16 protein-coding genes are annotated in these 19,617 nt (G+C 43.2%); 13 read left to right on the plus strand and 3 right to left on the minus strand.

Translation table 11 applies throughout. The features are described 5' to 3' along the window. Positions 1-13: 13 nt before the first annotated feature. Positions 14-565, minus strand: a complete 552-nt coding sequence (locus F9Y84_RS00325) for a glutathione peroxidase (protein WP_125250598.1) — start codon at positions 563-565, stop codon at positions 14-16. A 66-nt stretch (positions 566-631) separates the two neighbouring features. Here F9Y84_RS00325 and F9Y84_RS00330 point away from each other — a divergent pair, with 66 nt between their 5' ends. The 3 genes from F9Y84_RS00330 to F9Y84_RS00340 all read left to right on the plus strand — a co-directional run bounded on the left by F9Y84_RS00330 (position 632) and on the right by F9Y84_RS00340 (position 4,624). Continuing rightward, complete coding sequence (locus F9Y84_RS00330; protein WP_147390740.1) at positions 632-1,120, plus strand: GNAT family N-acetyltransferase; 489 nt, start codon at positions 632-634, stop codon at positions 1,118-1,120. Between the two features lie 117 nt (positions 1,121-1,237). Continuing rightward, on the plus strand, positions 1,238-3,202 hold the full coding sequence (locus F9Y84_RS00335; protein WP_147390739.1) for a hybrid sensor histidine kinase/response regulator: 1,965 nt from the start codon (positions 1,238-1,240) through the stop codon (positions 3,200-3,202). A gap of 285 nt (positions 3,203-3,487) precedes the next feature. Then, positions 3,488-4,624: a response regulator gene (locus F9Y84_RS00340; protein ID WP_147390738.1), complete on the plus strand. Its 1,137-nt coding sequence runs from the start codon at positions 3,488-3,490 to the stop codon at positions 4,622-4,624. A gap of 33 nt (positions 4,625-4,657) precedes the next feature. On the opposite strand, the gene queG is transcribed toward F9Y84_RS00340, so the two are convergent. Further along, positions 4,658-5,791, minus strand: coding sequence for a tRNA epoxyqueuosine(34) reductase QueG (queG, locus tag F9Y84_RS00345; protein WP_147390737.1), 1,134 nt, complete (start codon positions 5,789-5,791; stop codon positions 4,658-4,660). A gap of 11 nt (positions 5,792-5,802) precedes the next feature. On the opposite strand from queG, the gene F9Y84_RS00350 reads away from it, so the two are divergent. The 9 genes from F9Y84_RS00350 (at position 5,803) to hflC (ending at position 15,757) form a co-directional block, all read left to right on the plus strand. Then, positions 5,803-7,287, plus strand: a complete 1,485-nt coding sequence (locus F9Y84_RS00350) for an NAD(P)H-hydrate dehydratase (RefSeq protein WP_147390736.1) — start codon at positions 5,803-5,805, stop codon at positions 7,285-7,287. Further along, on the plus strand, positions 7,284-7,757 hold the full coding sequence (tsaE, locus tag F9Y84_RS00355) for a tRNA (adenosine(37)-N6)-threonylcarbamoyltransferase complex ATPase subunit type 1 TsaE (protein ID WP_128730874.1): 474 nt from the start codon (positions 7,284-7,286) through the stop codon (positions 7,755-7,757). The genes F9Y84_RS00350 and tsaE overlap by 4 nt, the downstream gene beginning before the upstream one ends. Before the next feature lie 52 nt (positions 7,758-7,809). Then, positions 7,810-9,093, plus strand: a complete 1,284-nt coding sequence (locus F9Y84_RS00360; protein ID WP_373865590.1) for an N-acetylmuramoyl-L-alanine amidase — start codon at positions 7,810-7,812, stop codon at positions 9,091-9,093. Between the two features lie 3 nt (positions 9,094-9,096). Further along, positions 9,097-10,953 carry a DNA mismatch repair endonuclease MutL gene (gene mutL, locus F9Y84_RS00365; protein WP_147390734.1) on the plus strand — a complete coding sequence of 619 codons (1,857 nt, stop codon included), beginning with the start codon at positions 9,097-9,099 and terminating at the stop codon, positions 10,951-10,953. A 107-nt stretch (positions 10,954-11,060) separates the two neighbouring features. Then, positions 11,061-11,951, plus strand: a complete 891-nt coding sequence (gene miaA / locus F9Y84_RS00370; RefSeq protein WP_211091510.1) for a tRNA (adenosine(37)-N6)-dimethylallyltransferase MiaA — start codon at positions 11,061-11,063, stop codon at positions 11,949-11,951. A 76-nt stretch (positions 11,952-12,027) separates the two neighbouring features. Continuing rightward, on the plus strand, positions 12,028-12,291 hold the full coding sequence (hfq, locus tag F9Y84_RS00375) for an RNA chaperone Hfq (protein WP_125250588.1): 264 nt from the start codon (positions 12,028-12,030) through the stop codon (positions 12,289-12,291). Between the two features lie 24 nt (positions 12,292-12,315). Next, on the plus strand, positions 12,316-13,605 hold the full coding sequence (gene hflX, locus F9Y84_RS00380) for a ribosome rescue GTPase HflX (RefSeq protein WP_125250587.1): 1,290 nt from the start codon (positions 12,316-12,318) through the stop codon (positions 13,603-13,605). Between the two features lie 92 nt (positions 13,606-13,697). Continuing rightward, a complete protein-coding gene (gene hflK / locus F9Y84_RS00385) occupies positions 13,698-14,873 on the plus strand; it encodes an FtsH protease activity modulator HflK (protein WP_147390732.1) in 1,176 nt (391 codons plus the stop codon). A 5-nt stretch (positions 14,874-14,878) separates the two neighbouring features. Further along, the gene (gene hflC, locus F9Y84_RS00390; protein WP_128730879.1) at positions 14,879-15,757 is read left to right on the plus strand and encodes a protease modulator HflC; all 879 of its coding nucleotides are present in this window, start codon (positions 14,879-14,881) and stop codon (positions 15,755-15,757) included. A gap of 416 nt (positions 15,758-16,173) precedes the next feature. On the opposite strand, the gene F9Y84_RS00395 is transcribed toward hflC, so the two are convergent. Then, positions 16,174-17,334: a DcaP family trimeric outer membrane transporter gene (locus F9Y84_RS00395; RefSeq protein ID WP_147391038.1), complete on the minus strand. Its 1,161-nt coding sequence runs from the start codon at positions 17,332-17,334 to the stop codon at positions 16,174-16,176. Positions 17,335-17,652: 318 nt separating this feature from the next. Here F9Y84_RS00395 and acs point away from each other — a divergent pair, with 318 nt between their 5' ends. Further along, a complete protein-coding gene (gene acs / locus F9Y84_RS00400; RefSeq protein ID WP_125250583.1) occupies positions 17,653-19,593 on the plus strand; it encodes an acetate--CoA ligase in 1,941 nt (646 codons plus the stop codon). The last annotated feature ends 24 nt before the right edge of the window (positions 19,594-19,617 follow it).

Here is a 19,617-nt window from a genome sequence, read left to right on the forward strand (position 1 = left end):
TAGAAAAATCAGCTTATCTTGGTAATAGTTTTTCAATTTCGCTGGTAAGTTCTTCAGACATTGGCTTGGTGCGGCTATTAAAACGCTTGATAGTTTTACGGTCAGCTGAAACCAAATACTTGTAAAAGTTCCAGTTTGGTGAGCTAGTAACTTCATTCAAATGCTCAAATAGTGGGTTTGCATCTGAACCTCTAACCGCGGTGGTGGCAAACATATCAAAGGTTACACCATAATTAATAAAGCACACCTTTGCGGTTTCTTTCTCATCGTCTTCTTCTTGAAAAAAGTCATCAGATGGAAACCCAAGCACAACTAACCCTTGATCTTTGTACTTTTGATGAAGCTTTTCTAGCCCTTCAAATTGGCCAGTGTAGCCGCAGTTACTCGCTGTATTTACGATAAGCAGTGGTTTGTCTTTAAACTGGCAAAAGTTGATAGATTCATCGGAACGTAGTTTGCGCATTTCAACATTGGTGAAATCGTCGCAGCTTGGCGACTGTGCATTTGCAGCGCCACTTAATAATAAGCTAAGCGCTAGGCTCAGCGTGGAAATACTTTTTAGCATCAACACTTTCCTTTTAACGAAATTATCTCTTATCATACGGACACATCTATTTAAATGATCAGCTAAATGAATATACGACTTGCTAACTCACAAGATCTCAGTGTTATTGTCGACATTTACAACGAGACAATTCCAAGTCGCCAAGTAACAGCTGATACAGAGCCTGTCAGCATAGCACAAAAACAAGACTGGTTTGATGCACATACTAAATGTCGACCAATTTACGTTGTTGAGTTAGATAATACAGTGGTTGCTTGGCTGAGCTTTAGCAACTTTTACGGCCGTCCTGCGTATGCTGGTACCGCAGAAATAAGTATTTATCTGGCAAAGTCCGCGCAAGGTAAGGGGCTTGGCAGCCAGTTAATGATGTTTGCTGAAGCGCAGGCACCAAAGCTTAATATCACTACTTTATTAGGGTTTATTTTTTCTCATAATGCGCCTAGCATTCGCTTGTTCGAAAAACATGGCTTCCAAAAGTGGGGAGAGTTACCCCATATTGCGGAGATGGACAGAACTCAATATAGCTTAACTATATTAGGTAAATCTTTACGATAATCTTTTAGGTGTTTGTCTCTGTTGATTTTTGATGGCGGCTAAATCGCCGCTATTTTTTAGCGTCTCGCTATTCTTCAACTAAACTAAAATTCAGGTTTTTGGTTGAAGGATCAGGGTATGACGAGTCAGGTACTGATTATTGACAGCAGCAGTGTTCAAGCAATGCGAGTCAAGGTGTTGTTTGAGTTACTCGGTGGTGACGTTGAGCATGTTCATTATCGCAGTCTTGAAGCTGACCTAGACCTAGATAGGTTTGATGTTGTGGTGGTTGCACATGGTGTTCCCGCAAGTAAATTATCTCCAATTCAACAGCTTAGGTATCATGACAAGCTCGTTTTGCTAGCTCCAAAACCCGATAATGCAGAGCATTTGAAGTCATTTAGTGAAATAAATCGTGCGTTACCAAATGGTATTGTGATCTATCCGTTTTTTGCCAATAAAGATATTACCGGGTTATTGGAACGCTTGCTTGAGGTCGGTGCAACCAATTCTCTGGTTTTGCCGAAAGTCTTGTTGGTTGACCACCATACCCCCCGTTTGGAGATGCTTGCAAATAGTCTTCGAGGCGCTCAGCTTGCAGTGATAACTGCAACTACCTTGCCCGAAGCACTACATGCTGCAGAGCAGCACCCTGTCGATTTATTGATCTGTGACTTTAATTTAGAAAAAGACACAGGTCTTGATGTATTTAATAAAGTACGCCAAGTGCACCATAATTGCCGTTGCTTACTGATGACGTCTCGTGTCAATCAGGTAGATATGTTAGAAGCTGTGCGACAGGGGGTTGAGGATGTGCTTATCAAACCGTTTGATGAAAGCGATCTGTTGCAAAGCTTACATAAACTTTGGCAAACAGAGCTGCTGAGACGCCATAATCAAGAGCTGGTGGAGCGGTTGCAGGACACCGTAGATGCGCTTATCGAAAGAGACAGCTTGTTACGCGTTATTTATAAACACACGCCAGATCCTATTATGTTGTTTAATCGCCAAGGGCACATTATTGAAGCGAATGACTCGTGCTGTGAATTATTTGAACTCACAGAGGAGGAGCTACAACCTTTATCTATTTTTGAGCTATTTGATGAAGTGTCAGTTTTACAATTGCGCGACTTAATGAAGCATATCGGTATGCTAAAACATTTTGACTGTGAGCTAAGCCTTCCTAAAGTCGGAGAGCGCAGCATTCCACTTATGGGTACTTTTAACGAGATAGATCATCACGGTGAAATGGCCTTTGCGGTCATTTTTAAAAATGTGTCTAAGCTCAAAGAGCAGCAAGAAATGTTAGAAGAGACCAAAGAGCTGTTAGAGTTTGAGGTACAGGCGAGAACCTCACAATTGCTAAAAGCGAAGGAAGCGGCTGAGGCAGCTAACTTATCGAAGTCAGAATTTTTAGCCAATATGTCTCATGAACTTCGTACGCCGATGCACTCGATATTAAGTTTTGCGCGATTTGGGCTAGATAAGTTGATGAGCCCAGAGGTACCCATCGATAAATTAAAAAAATACTTGTCACGTATTGAAACCAGCGGAGAGCGCTTGTTAGTGCTGCTTAATAATCTATTAGATTTATCAAAACTAGACGCTGGTCGTTTTCCTTTTAATCCCAGTTTTCATAACTTAGTAAACATTATTCAAAGTGGTATTGAAGATGTTTCAGGGACTGCGCTTGAGAAGCGCATTAAGATCCGCTTTGAGAAGCCAAATCGAGGAGTAATGACATTCTGTGATCCAGAGCAAATAAATCAAGTGATAAGAAACTTGCTAGGTAATGCTTTGAAATTTAGCCCCGAAGGAAGTGAAGTGAGTATTGTGCTTAGCTGCGAAGGGCAGGATATTCATATCAAAATCATTGATCAAGGAGTTGGGATCCCAGAGGATGAACTAGAACAGATTTTTGCTAAATTTGTTCAAAGTAGTAAAACCGATAGCGGTGCAGGGGGTACTGGTTTAGGGCTTGCTATTTGCAAAGAGTTCATCTTGCTGCATAAAGGGCAAGTCTATGCACAGAATAACCCTGATGGCGGAGCCAGTATTCACATAAGCTTACCATTGGTTGAGTATACTGAAGGAGTAATCTAGTGTAATGATGCTAGCTGGCAAGCTTCACGGTATCGGTCTATAACTAAGAAGACTATGTTTTTATACTTATGGTATTGAGTATGTGTCCTATTTAAAGTTAGAAATTGTGCAGTAACAAACGCAGACTTCGTTACTTGCTTATTCATAAGTGTTTAACATGTGAATGGCGTACTTTTCCACTGGATTAAGTTATAAATTGAGATAATGGTGATAACTGGACTCAGTTGGATACGGAGAGTGTGATGTGTACTTAATACTGTCATATACCAGTAAAGGATAGCACCTATGGCGTTACAAAGAATCTTGGCGGTGGATGACGAGCCGTTTAATTTAGAAATCATTGAAGAAATTCTTGAAGATTTAGACTTTGAGCTTAAAACGGTTGAGAGTGGAAAGGCGTGTCTTGGCGTTGTTGAGGAGTTTGATCCTCAGGTTATTTTACTGGACGTGAGCATGCCGCAGATGAATGGCTATGAGGTGTGTAAAGCAATAAAAGCCAACCCGAACACCCAGCACATTATCGTCATGTTTGTCTCTGCAAGAGGATCAGTTGAAGAGCGTATGGAAGGGTATTCAGTAGGCGCCGAGGATTATATTGTTAAACCATTTGGGCAAGGGGAATTAAAAGCCAAGTTACAACATTTAAGTCAGATGCTCAAAGAAAAAGATGTGCTCGCACAGCAGGTTGAAGACGCTACTTCTACCGCGTTTAGCGCCATGGCAAATAGTAGCGAGATGGGTCAAATCGTCAATTATATTGAGCAAATAGGGGAAATTGACTCGATCCCAAGGCTTGCTGCTGCACTATGCCAATGCTTGAAAGGACTAGGACTAAATTGCAATGTAGAGGTAAGGCTTGAAGGGCAAAAACATCATTTTGCAACAACCGGAATATGTTCACCTATCGTGATTGAATTATTTGAAATTCTTCATACCAAGGGAAGATTACATGAATTCACAAATCGTATTTTGGTAAATTACCCTTGGCTGAGTATCTTGATTTTGAATATGCCCAGTGACGACCAAGAAAAACATGGTCGCTTACGAGATCATATCTGTTTTATAGCCAGTGTTACTGAGCAGCAGCTTCTTGCGATACTTACAAAAAGAAAACTAACACAGCAACGAGAAGACTTAGAAGCGGCAATCACAATGGTACAGGGCAAGTTCAAAAGTATGATTTCACTACTTGATAAAAATCGTCAAGAAAATGAAAAAGTGTTTAGAGTGCTGCAAGAGCTGTTCGAAGAGCGGATCCCTACAATGGGGCTAGACGAGGATCAGGAGCAATTTATATATCAAAATGTAGATAAAGCAATTCAAAGCTCTGTTGCTCGAGAAGCCAGCGTTCATGAAGTGAGAGCTGCCTTTCATGATATTGAAGAAGACTTAAAAGTACTCTCGCGTCGGGCTGAGCGATAAAAGAAAGACGTAAATTGCGAAGCGGAGCTTAGGTTACGCATCACGTGGCAGTCCTTTTTCTATGATACGGATTAATCTTTCATTTTTACGTGTAGATTGAGCACATTTGTCCCTTTGTTGTTGCAGTGCCCAATCTATATGCTCGATCACCAGCGCGGTGGTGCTTTGACGCTTGTCTTCTAATGCTCGAATTATTTCCTCGTTATACGGAGCATTACCAAGGCCTACGGCTAAATTGCGTAGCCATCGCTCGTGTCCAATTCGACGTATTGGGCTGCCTTCTGTATTTTTTAAAAATGTTTCTTCACTCCAAGCAAACAATGTCAATAGATCTTTATCTTTAAGGTGCTGCCGAGGAAGAAAGTCGTCTTCTTGGGTTAGTTGCCCGTAGCGGTTCCAAGGGCAAACCAATTGGCAGTCGTCGCAGCCATAAACTCGGTTGCCTATTTTTGCACGAAATTGCTCAGGAATAGCCCCTTGTAGCTCTATCGTCAGGTATGAAATACAACGTCTAGCATCGACAACATAAGGAGCGACAATGGCACCGGTTGGACATAGAGTCAGACAAGCTGTACATCGACCACATCCTTCATCTTCATGAGGTTTGTCGATTGGCAGTGGAATATCAACAAAAAGCTCACCAAGAAAAAACCAAGAGCCTGCTTGTTTATTGATGACTAAGCTATTTTTCCCTTGCCAGCCCAACCCCGCTTTTTGTGCTATTTGACGCTCTAGAACAGGCGCTGAATCGACAAATGGCCGAAAGCCTAGAGACCCAACTTGCTGCTCTATCATTTTACCAAGCTGTTTTAGTTTATTACGCATCACTTTGTGATAGTCTCTACCTAGTGCATAGCGTGAAATGTAAGCCGTTGTTTTATTTCCCAATGCCTTGGCAAAACTGGCATCGGGAGGGAGGTAATTCATTTTTACTGAAATAATACGTTGTGTTCCTGGAACCAGCTCCTGAGGGCGAGCTCGTTTCATTCCATGTGCAGCCATATAAGCCATTTCACCATGGTAGCCGGCATCCAACCAACGTTGTAATTGCGCCTCGTGCTGGCTCAGATCAATGTCTGTGATACCCACTTCTGCAAAGCCAAGTGCTTGGCCCCATTGCTTAATTTGTTCGGCAAGTTCACTATAATTAATGTTATTGGTTGTCACAGGAAGAAATAATGGCTAATGAATACTCGGATAATTTACCACAAGTTGCCTACACATCCCAGCAAGTACAGCAATACGAAGGTCAAGCCGCTAAATTATCTGGTACTAACTTAACCACGCTGATGCGTCGTGCAGGTCATGCCGCATTTTCTTATGTGAATGACACAATGTCATCCCATGAAAAGGTGCTCGTTATCACTGGTAAGGGAAATAATGCTGGCGACGGTTTTATAGTTGCGCAGCTGTGTCGGGAGGCTGGTATTGCCGTAACTGTACTGACATTGTTTGAACCTAAACGCTTAGCTGGAGATGCCCAGCAGGCATACCGTCAATACCATGGGAAGTTGGTGTCTACATATAGTGAAATAGACCTGAGCCAATTTACGACTGTGGTCGATGCTGTATTTGGAACTGGATTTCGCGGTGAGCTACCGGAGCATGTACGTACTTGCTTTGACTGCATTAATAATCTCCCTATCAGGAAAGTAGCACTCGACGTGCCTAGCGGTGTAAATGCAACAACTGGAGAAGTTGCGCCATCGGCACTGATGGCATCTACAACGGTTACTTTTATCGCCCTCAAACAGGGTTTGTTAAGTGGCACAGCTAAACGTTTTGTGGGTAATTTATTACTCGCAGGTCTGGGTGTTGATAAAGCATTTAATTCACAGGTTACAGCAACATCGAATTTCTTAAATCATGAAACTTTGATGGCAACAAGGCCGCAAAGAGCACTTGATAGTTATAAAAATTCACATGGCCATGTGTTAGTGATAGGTGGTAATCATGGCATGGCTGGAGCGGTTCGGTTAGCCGCAGAAGCCGCATTGAGAGCCGGAGCTGGGTTAGTTTCGGTGGCAACACACCCAGATAATACCGCCGCGGTGCTATATGGTCGTTATGAATTGATGGTGCATGCCGTGGCAACGGCTGAAGCATTATTACCGCTGCTTAACAAGGCAAGTGTGGTGGTACTAGGCCCAGGGCTTGGGCAAGATCTGTGGGCGCAAAGTCTATTTCGAAGAGTAATACAAACCAAATTACCATTAGTGCTCGATGCTGATGGCCTAAATTTGCTAGCTAAAGAGCCTGTTGCAAGGTCAAACTGGGTATTAACGCCTCATCTTGGCGAAGCAAGGCGGTTATTGAACAATGTAAACGCAAAAGTAGATGAAGCTGATAGATTTGCAGTGGTATCGAATATTAGCAAGCAATACCAAGCAACTACTGTGTTAAAAGGGCCAGGTAGCCTAGTGGCACAACAGCAAAGCATAAATATCAACCGTTCAGGTTGCGCCGCAATGGCAAGTGCTGGGATGGGGGATGTATTATCTGGTATTATAGGCGGCTTATTAGCGCAAGGAATGGAAGCATTTGCGGCCACAAACCTGGCCGTGTATATTCATGGTTTAGCTGCTGAACAGGCCGCTGATGATGGTGCAAAAGGTATGCTAGCCGGGGATTTATTCGAACATATTCGAGGTATTTTAGGGTGACAACAGGACATATTAAATTCGATTTGGCTGATGAGCCAGCAACAGTTGCGATGGGTAATAAAATTGCCCAAGTTGTCCGCCAAGGTGCCGTGTTGTTTTTACATGGTGATTTGGGCGCAGGAAAAACCACACTTACCCGTGGAATAGTGCAAAGCCTTGGTCATTCAGGTAAGGTAAAAAGTCCTACCTATACCTTGGTTGAACCTTATGAATTAGAAGATGTCTCAATATATCATTTTGATTTGTATCGACTAGGTTCTCCAGAAGAGCTGGAATATATGGGGATCCGAGACTACTTCGCAAACCATGCTATTTGTGTTGTTGAATGGCCAGAAAAAGGGGAAGGATTCATACCAAGCCCTGATATCGACATTACGATGCAATACGCAGGTGAAGGTCGTCAGGCTATTCTTCAGGCGAAGTCTAGTCGCGGTGAGGCGTTACTAAAACAATTACAAGACTATGCGTAATCATCTCAACAGTAAGTATTTTTTTATTTTTTTGTGCATGCTGGTTATAAGCATGCACAGCGTTGCTCAAAATGCCATTGAGAGTGTACGTGTGTGGCCTTCGCCAGAAAGTACTCGTATTGTCTTCGATATGAGTAAAAAGCCGGATTACAGCTACTTTGTGTTAAAAAATCCCTTACGCTTGGTGATTGATCTCGAAGGCACTAAACAGAAAAAAAACTTCCCAAATATTGCCGATGAGCATCGGGTGATTAACAAAATTCGCCATAGTAAACCTAAAAACAGTCAATCAGCGAGAATTGTGGTTGAATTAAGTCGCAGTGCCACTCCAAAGGTATTTGCACTCGCACCAACAGGGCCATATAAAAACCGTCTGGTGGTAGATTTATATGGCAAACAAACAAGTGCCTATAGCGATAACAAAACAGCTGCTCCGCGAAAAACGCTAGTACAAGATAGAGATATTGTGATTGCCATTGATGCAGGCCATGGGGGGGAAGACCCCGGCTCAATTGGGCCATCAGGTATTTATGAAAAGCTCGTGACGTTACAAATTGCAAAACGTTTAGCGAGATTAATTGACAGCCAACCGGGCATGAGTGCGAAAGTCATTCGTACAGGAGACTACTACTTAAAGTTAAATACCCGAACGGCAAGAGCAAGAGAGAGAAAAGCCGACTTTTTTGTTTCCATTCATGCTGATGCTTTTACCAGTCCACAACCAAGTGGGGCATCGGTATGGGTACTGTCGCTACGAAGAGCTAACTCTGAAATCGGTAAATGGTTGGAAGATAAAGAAAAGCACTCTCAACTTTTAGGAGGAGCCGCGGATCTAATCAAAGATACAGCAAATGAGAAATACCTTGCCAAAGCGCTGCTTGATATGTCGATGGAGCACTCGATGAAAACCGGATTTCAGGTTGCTGAAGAAGTTGTGAAGGAGCTAAAAAAGGTCGCAAAAATGCATAAAAGCCGCCCTCAAGCTGCAAACTTTGGCGTGCTAAAGTCCCCTGATATTCCGTCGATTTTAGTGGAAACCGGGTTTATCTCGAATCCAAGAGAGGAAAAGTTATTAACTTCACCTCATTATCAAGAACGCCTAGCCCGCGCTATTTTTAGTTCTGTTAAGGGGTATTATGAGAAAAACCCACCTGACAACTCGCTGTTTGCTCGTATGCAGTCTAACAAGCCGGTAACCCATAAGGTAAAAAGTGGTGAATCTCTGAGTGTGTTAGCCAGCCGTTATGGCATAACAGTCAGAGCTCTTAAAAAAGCAAACAACTTAAAAAACAATACCTTGTTTATCGGCCAAGTATTAACTATCCCAAAAGCGTAAACCATGACAATAGAAGTGCTTCCAGCTCGGCTGGCTAACCAAATTGCCGCAGGTGAAGTGGTAGAACGTCCGGCTTCAGTGGTAAAAGAGCTGGTGGAAAACAGTATCGACGCTGGGGCAACCAGAATTCAAATAGACATTGAACGTGGTGGTCACAAGCTGATCCGCATCCGTGATAATGGCAAAGGGATCGTTAAAGATGAACTTATGCTGGCACTGTCGCGTCATGCCACCAGTAAACTGAAAAGTTTAGATGACCTTGAGTGTATTGCATCGCTTGGTTTTAGAGGTGAAGCCTTGGCATCTATTAGCTCAGTGTCACGCCTGACACTAAGCTCTAAGCCGAGCACTCAGGAAACGGCTTGGCAGGCTTTTGCTGAAGGCAGAGATATGGCTGTTCAGATCCAGCCAACGGCGCACCCAGACGGTACTACAATCGAGGTAAAGGACTTATTCTTCAATACACCAGCGCGGAGGAAGTTTTTACGAACCGAGAAAACGGAGTTTAGCCACATTGATGAATTGGTAAAGCGGATCGCACTGAGCCGTTTTGATATTGCAATAACCTTAACTCATAATCAAAAAGTGGTTCGCCAATACCGACCGCGCGCGATGGAGCATGGAGTGCAACGGGTAGCACAAGTTGGTGGCAAGGTGTTTTCACAGCACGCCAGCTTCATCGAATCAGGCCACGAAGGTCTAAGACTATTTGGTTGGGTGTTACCAGCAGGCGTTACTAACTCGACCCAATATACTTACGTAAATGGTCGTATGATGCGAGATAAGCTTATCCTCCACGCGATCCGCCAAGCATTTGATGAATCAATTGGTCATGAAGAACTTCCTGGGTTTGTTGTCTATCTAGAGCTTGACCCTCGGCAAGTCGATGTAAATGTCCACCCAGCTAAACACGAAGTGCGCTTTCATCAAGCACGTTTAGTACATGATTTTATTGTTCAAGCGATTAAGCAAGTTGCAACAGCGCAAACGGAGTTATCTTGCGATAATGATACCGTATCGCTGCCCAGACCTAGCTCTGAGACGCCTTTATTTACACCTCAAGAGCAACAAGATGAGACTTATCATCAAAGCTATCGCTCAACACTCCAACCTAAAGCGCCATCTCATAGACATGAAAGCACTAGTCAGTACCCGAGTCTCGCCACACAAACACCAAAAGCAAGCCGTGGTCATACAGATAGCGCCGCGAGTAAAAAGAAACAGGTAAATGTTAATCAGCTTTATCAAGGCCTGTCACATCAACAGATGCAGCACTTTGATACGATAGCTGAGTCGACAATACCTACTGAGCAATTGACCAAAGCGCCAAGCTTGGCTGCTAAATCCAGTTGGATGTCGTTGCCTCATGGCAAAGTAATACTCGAACAAGATAATCAGCTGCGGTTTGGGGACTGTAAGCATGGCCTGTTGCCTTACTGGCAAGCGCAAATTGAGCAAGACGGCACGCTGCAAGGTAAAGCATTGTTGTTACCTGTGCGAATTAAACTGGATAAAACCGCACTTGCTGCTCTTCAGCAACGGCAAACTTGGCTCGCGATTTTAGGTTTTTCTATCGAGCTATTCGATACTCACATTTTAGTTAAAAAACTTCCTGTATCGCTATACAGCATCGATGTGGGGGAAATCTCAAAAGCGATGTTGGAGCCGGAACCGGAAGCTGAGCTCACTATCTGGTTACAATGGCTTGAGACAACCACGCCTAGCGCTTATTTTGATAGTCAGCACTTTGATTTAGTTAAAGATAAAATGCTTTCAAACACGGCATGTTTGGCTCGCATTCATGAAAATGCTGCTACAATAGATGGCCATAAGTTAGTACGCTTTTTGAGTGTTGATTAATTTGCCTAAGAAGTAGGTATTAATTCCGATGCACAATCAGCTATAATATAAGATTAGTGTAGTTTATTAGTAGGTTAGATGTGAACAAGTTACCTGTCATCACCCTAATGGGGCCGACAGCTGCGGGGAAAACTGCGTTAGCGATAGAATTATGCCAAACGCTTAACACCGAAATCATCAGTGTAGACTCTGCGTTAGTGTATCGTGGCATGGACATTGGTACGGCTAAGCCTTGCGCGCAAGAGCAAGCAATGGCACCACATCACCTCATTGATATTATTGACCCTGCGCAAAGTTATTCGGTGGCAGAGTTTCGTGCTGACGCTATCAGACTGATTGATGATCTGCATCAACGTGGAAAAGTGCCCATCTTGGTTGGTGGCACTATGATGTATTTTAAAGGGTTAATAGAGGGGCTTTCGCCATTACCTGAGGCCAACGCTGAGGTAAGAGCTGCACTTGAACTTGAGGCGCAACAGGTTGGGTGGCCGGGTCTACATCAGCAATTAACAGAGATTGACCCTGAAGCGGCACTAAAAATTAGTGAAAATGACTCACAACGGATAAATCGAGCGCTAGAAGTCTATCGTATTTGTGGTAAAACGATGACCGAACTACAGCAAACGAAACAAGCGGTATTACCGTATCAATTTCATCAATTTGCGATAGCGCCAAGTGACCGAAAAGTCTTGCACCAACGTATAGAAAAAAGATTTAAAATAATGTTGGAACAAGGCTTTAAAAATGAAGTTTTGACCCTATATAATCGAAAAGATTTACATCCTGATTTGCCGTCAATTCGATGTGTTGGATATCGGCAAATGTGGGAGTATTTAGCTGGCGAATGCGATTATGAAGAAATGGTTTTCAAAGGCATCGCTGCTACCAGACAACTGGCGAAACGGCAATTAACTTGGCTGAGGGGGTGGCAAGATGTAACTTGGCTTGACACCGATGGTCAAGAAAACTTGCAACGTGTTCTAACTTCGCTAAGCTAATAGTAGTTGTTAAATCAGCGTGTTCTGATTAAATCAACGACCTGACATAATAACACCTAAAACGAAGGATAAGAAAATGGCAAAAGGCCAATCTTTACAAGACCCATTTTTGAATGTCTTGCGTCGTGAGCGCATTCCTGTCTCAATTTTTTTAGTAAATGGTATTAAATTGCAGGGTAAGATCCAGTCATTTGACCAGTTTGTGATCTTACTTGAAAACACGGTAAACCAAATGGTTTATAAACATGCCATCTCCACTGTGGTTCCTGCTCGTGCGGTAAATTTCCAAAATGCAACTGGAAGTGACGCGAGTGACCAGAATGAAGAAGGTAATTATTGATTTTAATTAGTAGGAGCTTAATGCTTGTTTGACCGTTACGAAGCCGGCGAACAGGCAGTCTTGGTTCATATAGAATTTCCACATGAGGGTGATCGAGAAGATCTACGTGAATTGGAAATGCTAGTTTCTTCTGCTGGTGTTAGTAGTGTGGCGGTTGTGCAAGGCAGCCGTCAAGCACCTCATGCGAAGTTGTTCGTCGGAACGGGTAAAGCTGAAGAAATTGCCGAGATTGTCAATATCCACAACGCAGATGTCATCATATTTAACCACCAACTCAGTCCCTCACAAGAGCGCAATTTAGAACGCATTTGTAAGTGTCGGGTGTTAGATAGGACTACACTGATCTTAGACATTTTTGCCCAAAGGGCGCGAACCCATGAAGGTAAATTACAAGTTGAGCTTGCTCAGCTTAGGCATATCTCAACACGCTTAATACGCGGGTGGACGCACTTAGAAAGGCAAAAAGGGGGGATCGGCTTAAGAGGCCCCGGTGAAACACAGCTTGAAACTGATAGGCGTTTACTACGAGAGCGGATAAAAAGTATTCGCAAGCGACTAGAAAAAGTGGCTATTGTTCGAGAGCAGGGGCGTCGAGCGCGAAGTCGCAATGAAATTCCAACCGTTTCGCTTGTTGGTTACACCAACGCTGGCAAATCGAGCTTATTTAACCACATTACGGATGCAGAGGTGTATGCTGCAGATCAGCTGTTTGCAACACTAGACCCGACACTACGAAAGATTGAAATTGACGATGTTGGTGCTGTTATTTTAGCGGATACCGTGGGGTTTATTCGCCACTTACCGCATGACCTAGTCGCGGCGTTCAAGGCAACACTAACAGAAACACGAGAAGCAGATTTACAGCTCCATGTGATTGATGTTGCAGATCCAAGAAGAAAAGAAAATATAGAACAGGTACAATTGGTTCTAGAGGAAATTGAAGCAAATGACATTCCTCAGCTTTTGGTCTACAACAAAATTGATCTAATGGACGATGTTGCGCCTAGAATAGATAGGGATGACGAGGGAAAACCTGTCCGAGTGTGGCTCAGTGCGCATACGGGGGCTGGAGTTTCGCTGTTGTTCGATGCGATTAAAGAGCTGTTAGCTAAAACAGTTTTTACCGCCGAGCTGGCTGTGCCTCCTGCACTTGGGCGTTTGCGTGGCGCTTTGTTTGAGCTTAATGCGGTCAACGAAAAAGGCTATGATGAGCAAGGCAATTGGCTTGTTTCAGTAAGAATGCCACAGATTGAATGGGAAAAGCTCAATAAAGAATTTGGGCAAAATCTCAATGATTTAGTCACTGGCAGTTAAAAATCGTTAATTTCGAGCGTATTTTTATATGAGAGTCGCTCGATTTTTGTTAGATTTAACCTAATTCATTTAAATAACAATGGAGTATAGCTATGGCCTGGAACGAACCGGGTAATAATGGCAATGATAACGATCCGTGGAAAAACCGCGGAGGGCGGGATCAAGGCCCACCTGATCTAGATGAAGTATTCCGTAAATTTGGCAATAAGTTCGGTGGTATCTTCGGTGGAAAACCGGGAAAAGGTGGTAACGGCGGACTAGGCGGAGCGGGCTTCGTCTTTATTTTAATTATTGCTGTTATTGTATGGGCATTAAGCGGTATTTATACCGTCAAAGAAGCCGAACGTGGGATCGTATTGCAGTTCGGGAAATTTGATCGTATTGCAGAACCCGGTCTGCGGTGGAAGGCCACGTTTATTGAACGTGTTATTCCTGTAGATATCGAAGCCGTGCGGTCACTTTCTGCATCAGGTTTTATGCTGACAGAAGACGAAAACGTAGTCAGCGTGGAGTTTGAAGTGCAATACCGTGTTGTCGATCCAACACTATATCGTTTTAGTGTGACTGATGCGGATCATAGTTTGCAACAAGCGCTAGATAGTGCTCTACGTTACGTTGTTGGTCACTCGCGCATGGATCAAGTACTTACTACTGGTCGTGAAGTAGTGCGTCAGCGTACATGGGATGAGCTGAACAGCATTATCGAACCTTACAATCTAGGCTTGATTGTGACTGACGTTAACTTTAAAGATTCTCGTCCTCCTGCGGAAGTAAAAGACGCGTTTGACGATGCCATTGCAGCACAGGAAGATGAAGAGCGTTTTATTCGCGAAGCGGAAGCATATGCAAGAGAGATTGAGCCTCGTGCTCGTGGTCAAGTGACTCGTATGACTCAGGAAGCTGAAGCATACAGAGAACGGATCATTCTAGAATCTCAAGGTGAAGTTGAGCGTTTCGAAAAGCTTTTACCAGAATATCAAGCGGCAAAAGAAGTAACACGTAAGCGTTTATATATTGATGCTATGGAGCAAATTTTAGGTCAAAGTTCTAAAGTTTTGGTTGATGTTGAAGGCGGCAATAACATGTTGTATCTGCCACTAGATAAAATCATGCAGTCACATGTTAGCGGCTCTTCTCCAGTACGCTTGCCGAGTCAAAGTGACATCGAACAACTGCGCAGAACGATAGAAGGTAATCAGCAGCAAAACAGCTCTGTGAACTCCAGCAATGATAGATTTAATCGCGATAGATTCGGTAACGGGAGATAATGAATATGAAGAATTTTAGTCTCATTCTATTAATCACTGCCGTGATCATGTCTTTCTCTGGTATTTTCGTTGTAAATGAAGGACAAAGAGCGATTGTCTTGCTATTCAGTAAGGTACAAAAAGACGCAAATGGAGATGCTTTGGTGTATGAGCCAGGGCTTCACCTTAAGGTGCCATTTTTTAGCCAAGTTCGTAAACTCGATGCGCGTATACAAACATTGGATGGACAACCTGACCGTTTTGTCACCAGCGAGAAAAAAGACCTTATTGTAGATTCATACGTAAAATGGCGCGTAAATGACTTCAGCGCTTATTATCTTCGTGCTCGTGGTGACAAACAATATGCTGAAACGCTACTGAAGCAAAAGGTGAACAACGGACTTAGAACAAACTTTGGTTCTCGTACAATTAAAGAGATTGTGTCGGGCGAGCGAAGCGAGCTGATGGAAGAAGCCCTTGTTCAAGCATCCGAAAGTGCAACTGAGCTAGGTATTGAAGTGCTAGACGTCCGTGTTAAGCAAATCAACCTTCCTAATGAAGTAAGTAATTCAATTTTCCAGCGTATGCGTGCGGAGCGTCAAGCTGTAGCAAAAGAGCACCGCTCTGAAGGTCAAGAACAGGCAGAGAAAATTCGCGCAGATGTAGACCGCAGGGTAACCGTAATGCTTGCAGATGCAGAGCGTAATGCTCGTGCTGTCCGTGGTCTCGGTGATGCAACAGCTGCCAACATTTATGCTAAAGCATACAATAAAGACCCTGAGTTCTTTGGCTTTGTACGTTCACTCGAGGCGTATAAAAATACCTTCAAAAATAAGAATGACGTAATGGTGTTATCGCCAGACAGTAAATTCTTTGATTATATGAAGGATGCAAAAGCGCAGTAGTAACGTGCTTTACTATACTGAAAAACCCCGCCAGCGTGTGGGGTTTTTTATATTTGGCAAAAGTTCAGATGAACACTGCGTTTAGTTCACTTTTAGTAGCGCATAATAACTATGCCAAACAGGGTATTAACAGAACACAGCCTCTAATACCAATTTGACTTAATACTTGCTCAATTTAAAGGCGTAAATCTGACGCTAACAGCGTTAAAAATTTCTCATTTAGAACAACTAAATAGCAAAATTTTTGCCTTGCCTATAGGGATGTAAGTACCTTAGCGATAGTAGGACGCGGTAGCGGAGTTATCGATAAGATTTTCTTGCCTCAAAATAGATCATTTAATAAAGCAAGCTGGTATAACAACAAAAAAGCGGCATAATAGCCGCTTACAGTTGGATCAATACAGTTTATTGTAAAATTAGAACACGTATTTTACAGAAAGCTGTAGTCTGTCTAAATCGCCTTCTAAGCCACTTTCAGTCTCACGAGTACCGATTTTATATTCAGCACCAAAAGTCAGCTTCTTCACTGGAGAATAAAGTAAATTAGCACTGTAACTTATGCTTGATTTTGTAGGATCTCCCGTTACCGCCAGTAGATTACTTTCGTTGTCAGCATTAAAAAATGAGTATAAGAATGTAGAGCGGAATTGATCATTCCAATTGTGTTGATATGCAACAAAACCAGATGTTGAGTCAATTGCATGCAATGAATTGCCATCGTACACAGCACCATTAGCAACATTTAGTCCTATGTAGCGGCCAAGTCCTTGACCTTGAGTGAGCATAAACTTCAGGTTATTTTTGCCAAAATTGACACGGCCAGATGCACTGATCCCAAATGAGCTTTCAGATTCATCAGCTCCACCCACTTTATAAGTGATCTGCCGAGCAAGGGCAGCTACCGCGATATGCCCCCAGTCTGCATTATGTGTGTAGCGAGCCGTAAAATCAGGCATGCTCGCATCATCCGTTACTACTCGACCGCTATCGGCTGTAGTTACTGTGCTTTCAGGGTTTTCGATTGAAAAAGACCAGTTGCCTGTGGTGTATTTTGCCATTGCTTGACGTACAAACACGGTACCTTCTGCAGGGCCTACAAAGTCCAAAGTTTCTGGTAGTGCACTTACATTTTGGAAGTTTGACCAAGCTTGACCAAATAAAAAGCCTTTATAGGTAACAAAAGCTTGTCGAATACGAGGGGAGTAGGAGTTACTGACACGCTCATTACCGCCGACAGAAGCAATAAAATCTAATTCAATTTTAGTTTTGATACTACTGCCATCATCAAGCTTGGTATCGGTGGCCAAATTGAAGCGAGATTGACGAGCATGCATATCAAAAACAGCGTCGCTGCTTGAGTTTGTGCCAACAGGAGTGGTGCCTGGGACATAAAAATCTCGACCTATATGTTGTGCACCTAACGAGCCATCAGAAAAGTCACTCCAAATTGCATCAAGTTTTATATAACCACCGTAATTTACTTTCGTGTCGCCAATCTCAGCTGCTGTGGCAGGAAGCGCACAAAGACTGCTGATAGCAACCGCAAGCAGTTTTTTATTAATGTTATTCGTTGTCATAATCCTGTTCCTCAATTGCTGTGCCTGACAGTCAGCATCAGCTGATATTCATTTAAATCAACACTAACTGTTGTGGAAGGTGGGTTTTTACTCAATTATCTATTGGTCTATTAGACTAAGGTGGTAGATGGTCTGCGACCCGAGAATTTGGGCTTTGCTGTAAATCTTAAATTGGTAACAAAGCATTTGTTGCGATGAAACTTTTTCGTTTTCATAGGTTCTACAACTAAGGTCTAATACTTAAACACCCAAGGCTGGGTGATCCTTATGAAAAGCGTGTCTAGCAGACCTAGACCTCTAAATATAATGGAGATGACTATGTCACAGAGCATTTATTCAGTTCCTGAAAAAATCAAGAACGCCGCATTAATCAACGACGAACAATACCAAGAACTATATCAAAAGTCGGTTGATGACCCCGCAGAGTTTTGGAAAGAGCACGGTCAACGTTTAGATTGGTTCAAACCCTATAGCAAAGTTAAAAATACCTCATTCGACAAAGGCCATATCAATATTAAATGGTATGAAGACGGCGTACTAAATGCCTCTTATAACTGTATCGATAGACACCTAGAAAAGCGCGCCGATAAGGTTGCATTGATTTGGGAAGGCGATAACCCAGAACAAACAGAAAATATTACCTACCAGCAACTTCATGACGAAGTCGCCAAATTGGCAAATGGCTTGAAGCACTTGGGTGTACAAAAGGGCGATCGTGTCGCTATTTATATGCCTATGACACCTCAAGCAATCTACGCAATGCAAGCTTGTGCTAGGATTGGTGCCATCCATTCGGTGGTTTTTGGAGGATTTTCGCCTTCAGCAATTGCAGATCGCATTAAAGACTCAGGTGCTAAAGTGGTCATCACCTCCGATGAAGGACGCCGTGGTGGGAACTGTGTTCCATTAAAAGCAAATGTCGATGAGGCGGTAGCGCAAGCTGGTGTAACCAGCATAGAGCATGTTGTGGTACATCAACTGACCGGTGGTGATGTTGAATGGAATACGCATGATGTATGGTGGCATGAATTAGTTGCTGATAAACCTGCAGAATGTGAACCTGAAATGATGAATGCGGAAGATCCGCTATTTATTCTTTATACCTCGGGTTCAACGGGTCAACCAAAAGGGGTTGTTCATACTACGGGTGGATACCTAGTGTATGCTTCTATGACACATGAGTATGTATTTGACCTTCAAGAAGACGATATCTACTGGTGTAGTGCTGATGTCGGTTGGATCACCGGACACAGTTATATTGCCTATGGTCCACTTGTGAATGGTTGTACTCAAGTTGTATTCGAAGGCGTGCCAACCTATCCAACGTCTGGGCGTATGGGTGAGATTGTTGATAAACATGGCGTTACTATTCTTTACACCGCGCCTACCGCTATCCGTGCTTTGATGGCTAAAGGTGACGAGCCGACTGCAAGTTCAAAGCGCGATAGTTTACGTATCTTGGGTTCGGTTGGTGAACCAATTAATCCAGAGGCTTGGTCTTGGTATTACGAACAAATTGGTAATAGTGAGTGTCCAATCGTAGATACTTGGTGGCAAACCGAAACGGGCGGCATCATGATCACGCCATTACCTGGTGCAACGGCACTTAAGCCGGGTTCTGCGACCCGTCCATTCTTTGGTATTGCTCCTGCACTATTTGATGCAGAAGGTAATACGCTTACAGGTGCAACGGAAGGCAATCTGGTAATTTTGGATAGCTGGCCCTCTCAAGCGCGTACCGTGTATGGCGATCATGAACGTTTTGAACAAACCTATTTCTCTGCTTATCCGGGCGTATATTTTACGGGCGATGGTTGCCGTCGGGATGAGGATGGTTACTATTGGATCACAGGTCGTGTTGATGATGTACTTAACGTTTCAGGTCATCGTTTAGGAACTGCTGAAATCGAAAGTGCGTTAGTTGCCCATGAGGCGGTTGCTGAAGCGGCCGTGGTAGGATACCCACATGACATCAAAGGCCAAGGTATTTATGTTTACATCACACCAAACGAAGGCGTTATGGTGTCTGATGAGTTAACCAAGGAAGTGAGAAGTTGGGTTAGGAAAGAGTTAAGCCCAATAGCAACCCCAGATATGATCCAGTGGTCTCCAGGTCTGCCTAAAACGCGCTCCGGTAAAATTATGCGCCGCATTTTACGTAAAATAGCTGCGAATGAATATCAGCAATTAGGTGATACTTCTACCCTTGCTGATCCAAGTGTTGTTGATGAATTAATCGAGAATAGATTAAATCGTTAACAGAATGACTTGAATTGCGACCTA

The organism is Pseudoalteromonas peptidolytica, from assembly GCF_012641745.1.
GTDB lineage: Bacteria > Pseudomonadota > Gammaproteobacteria > Enterobacterales > Alteromonadaceae > Pseudoalteromonas > Pseudoalteromonas peptidolytica.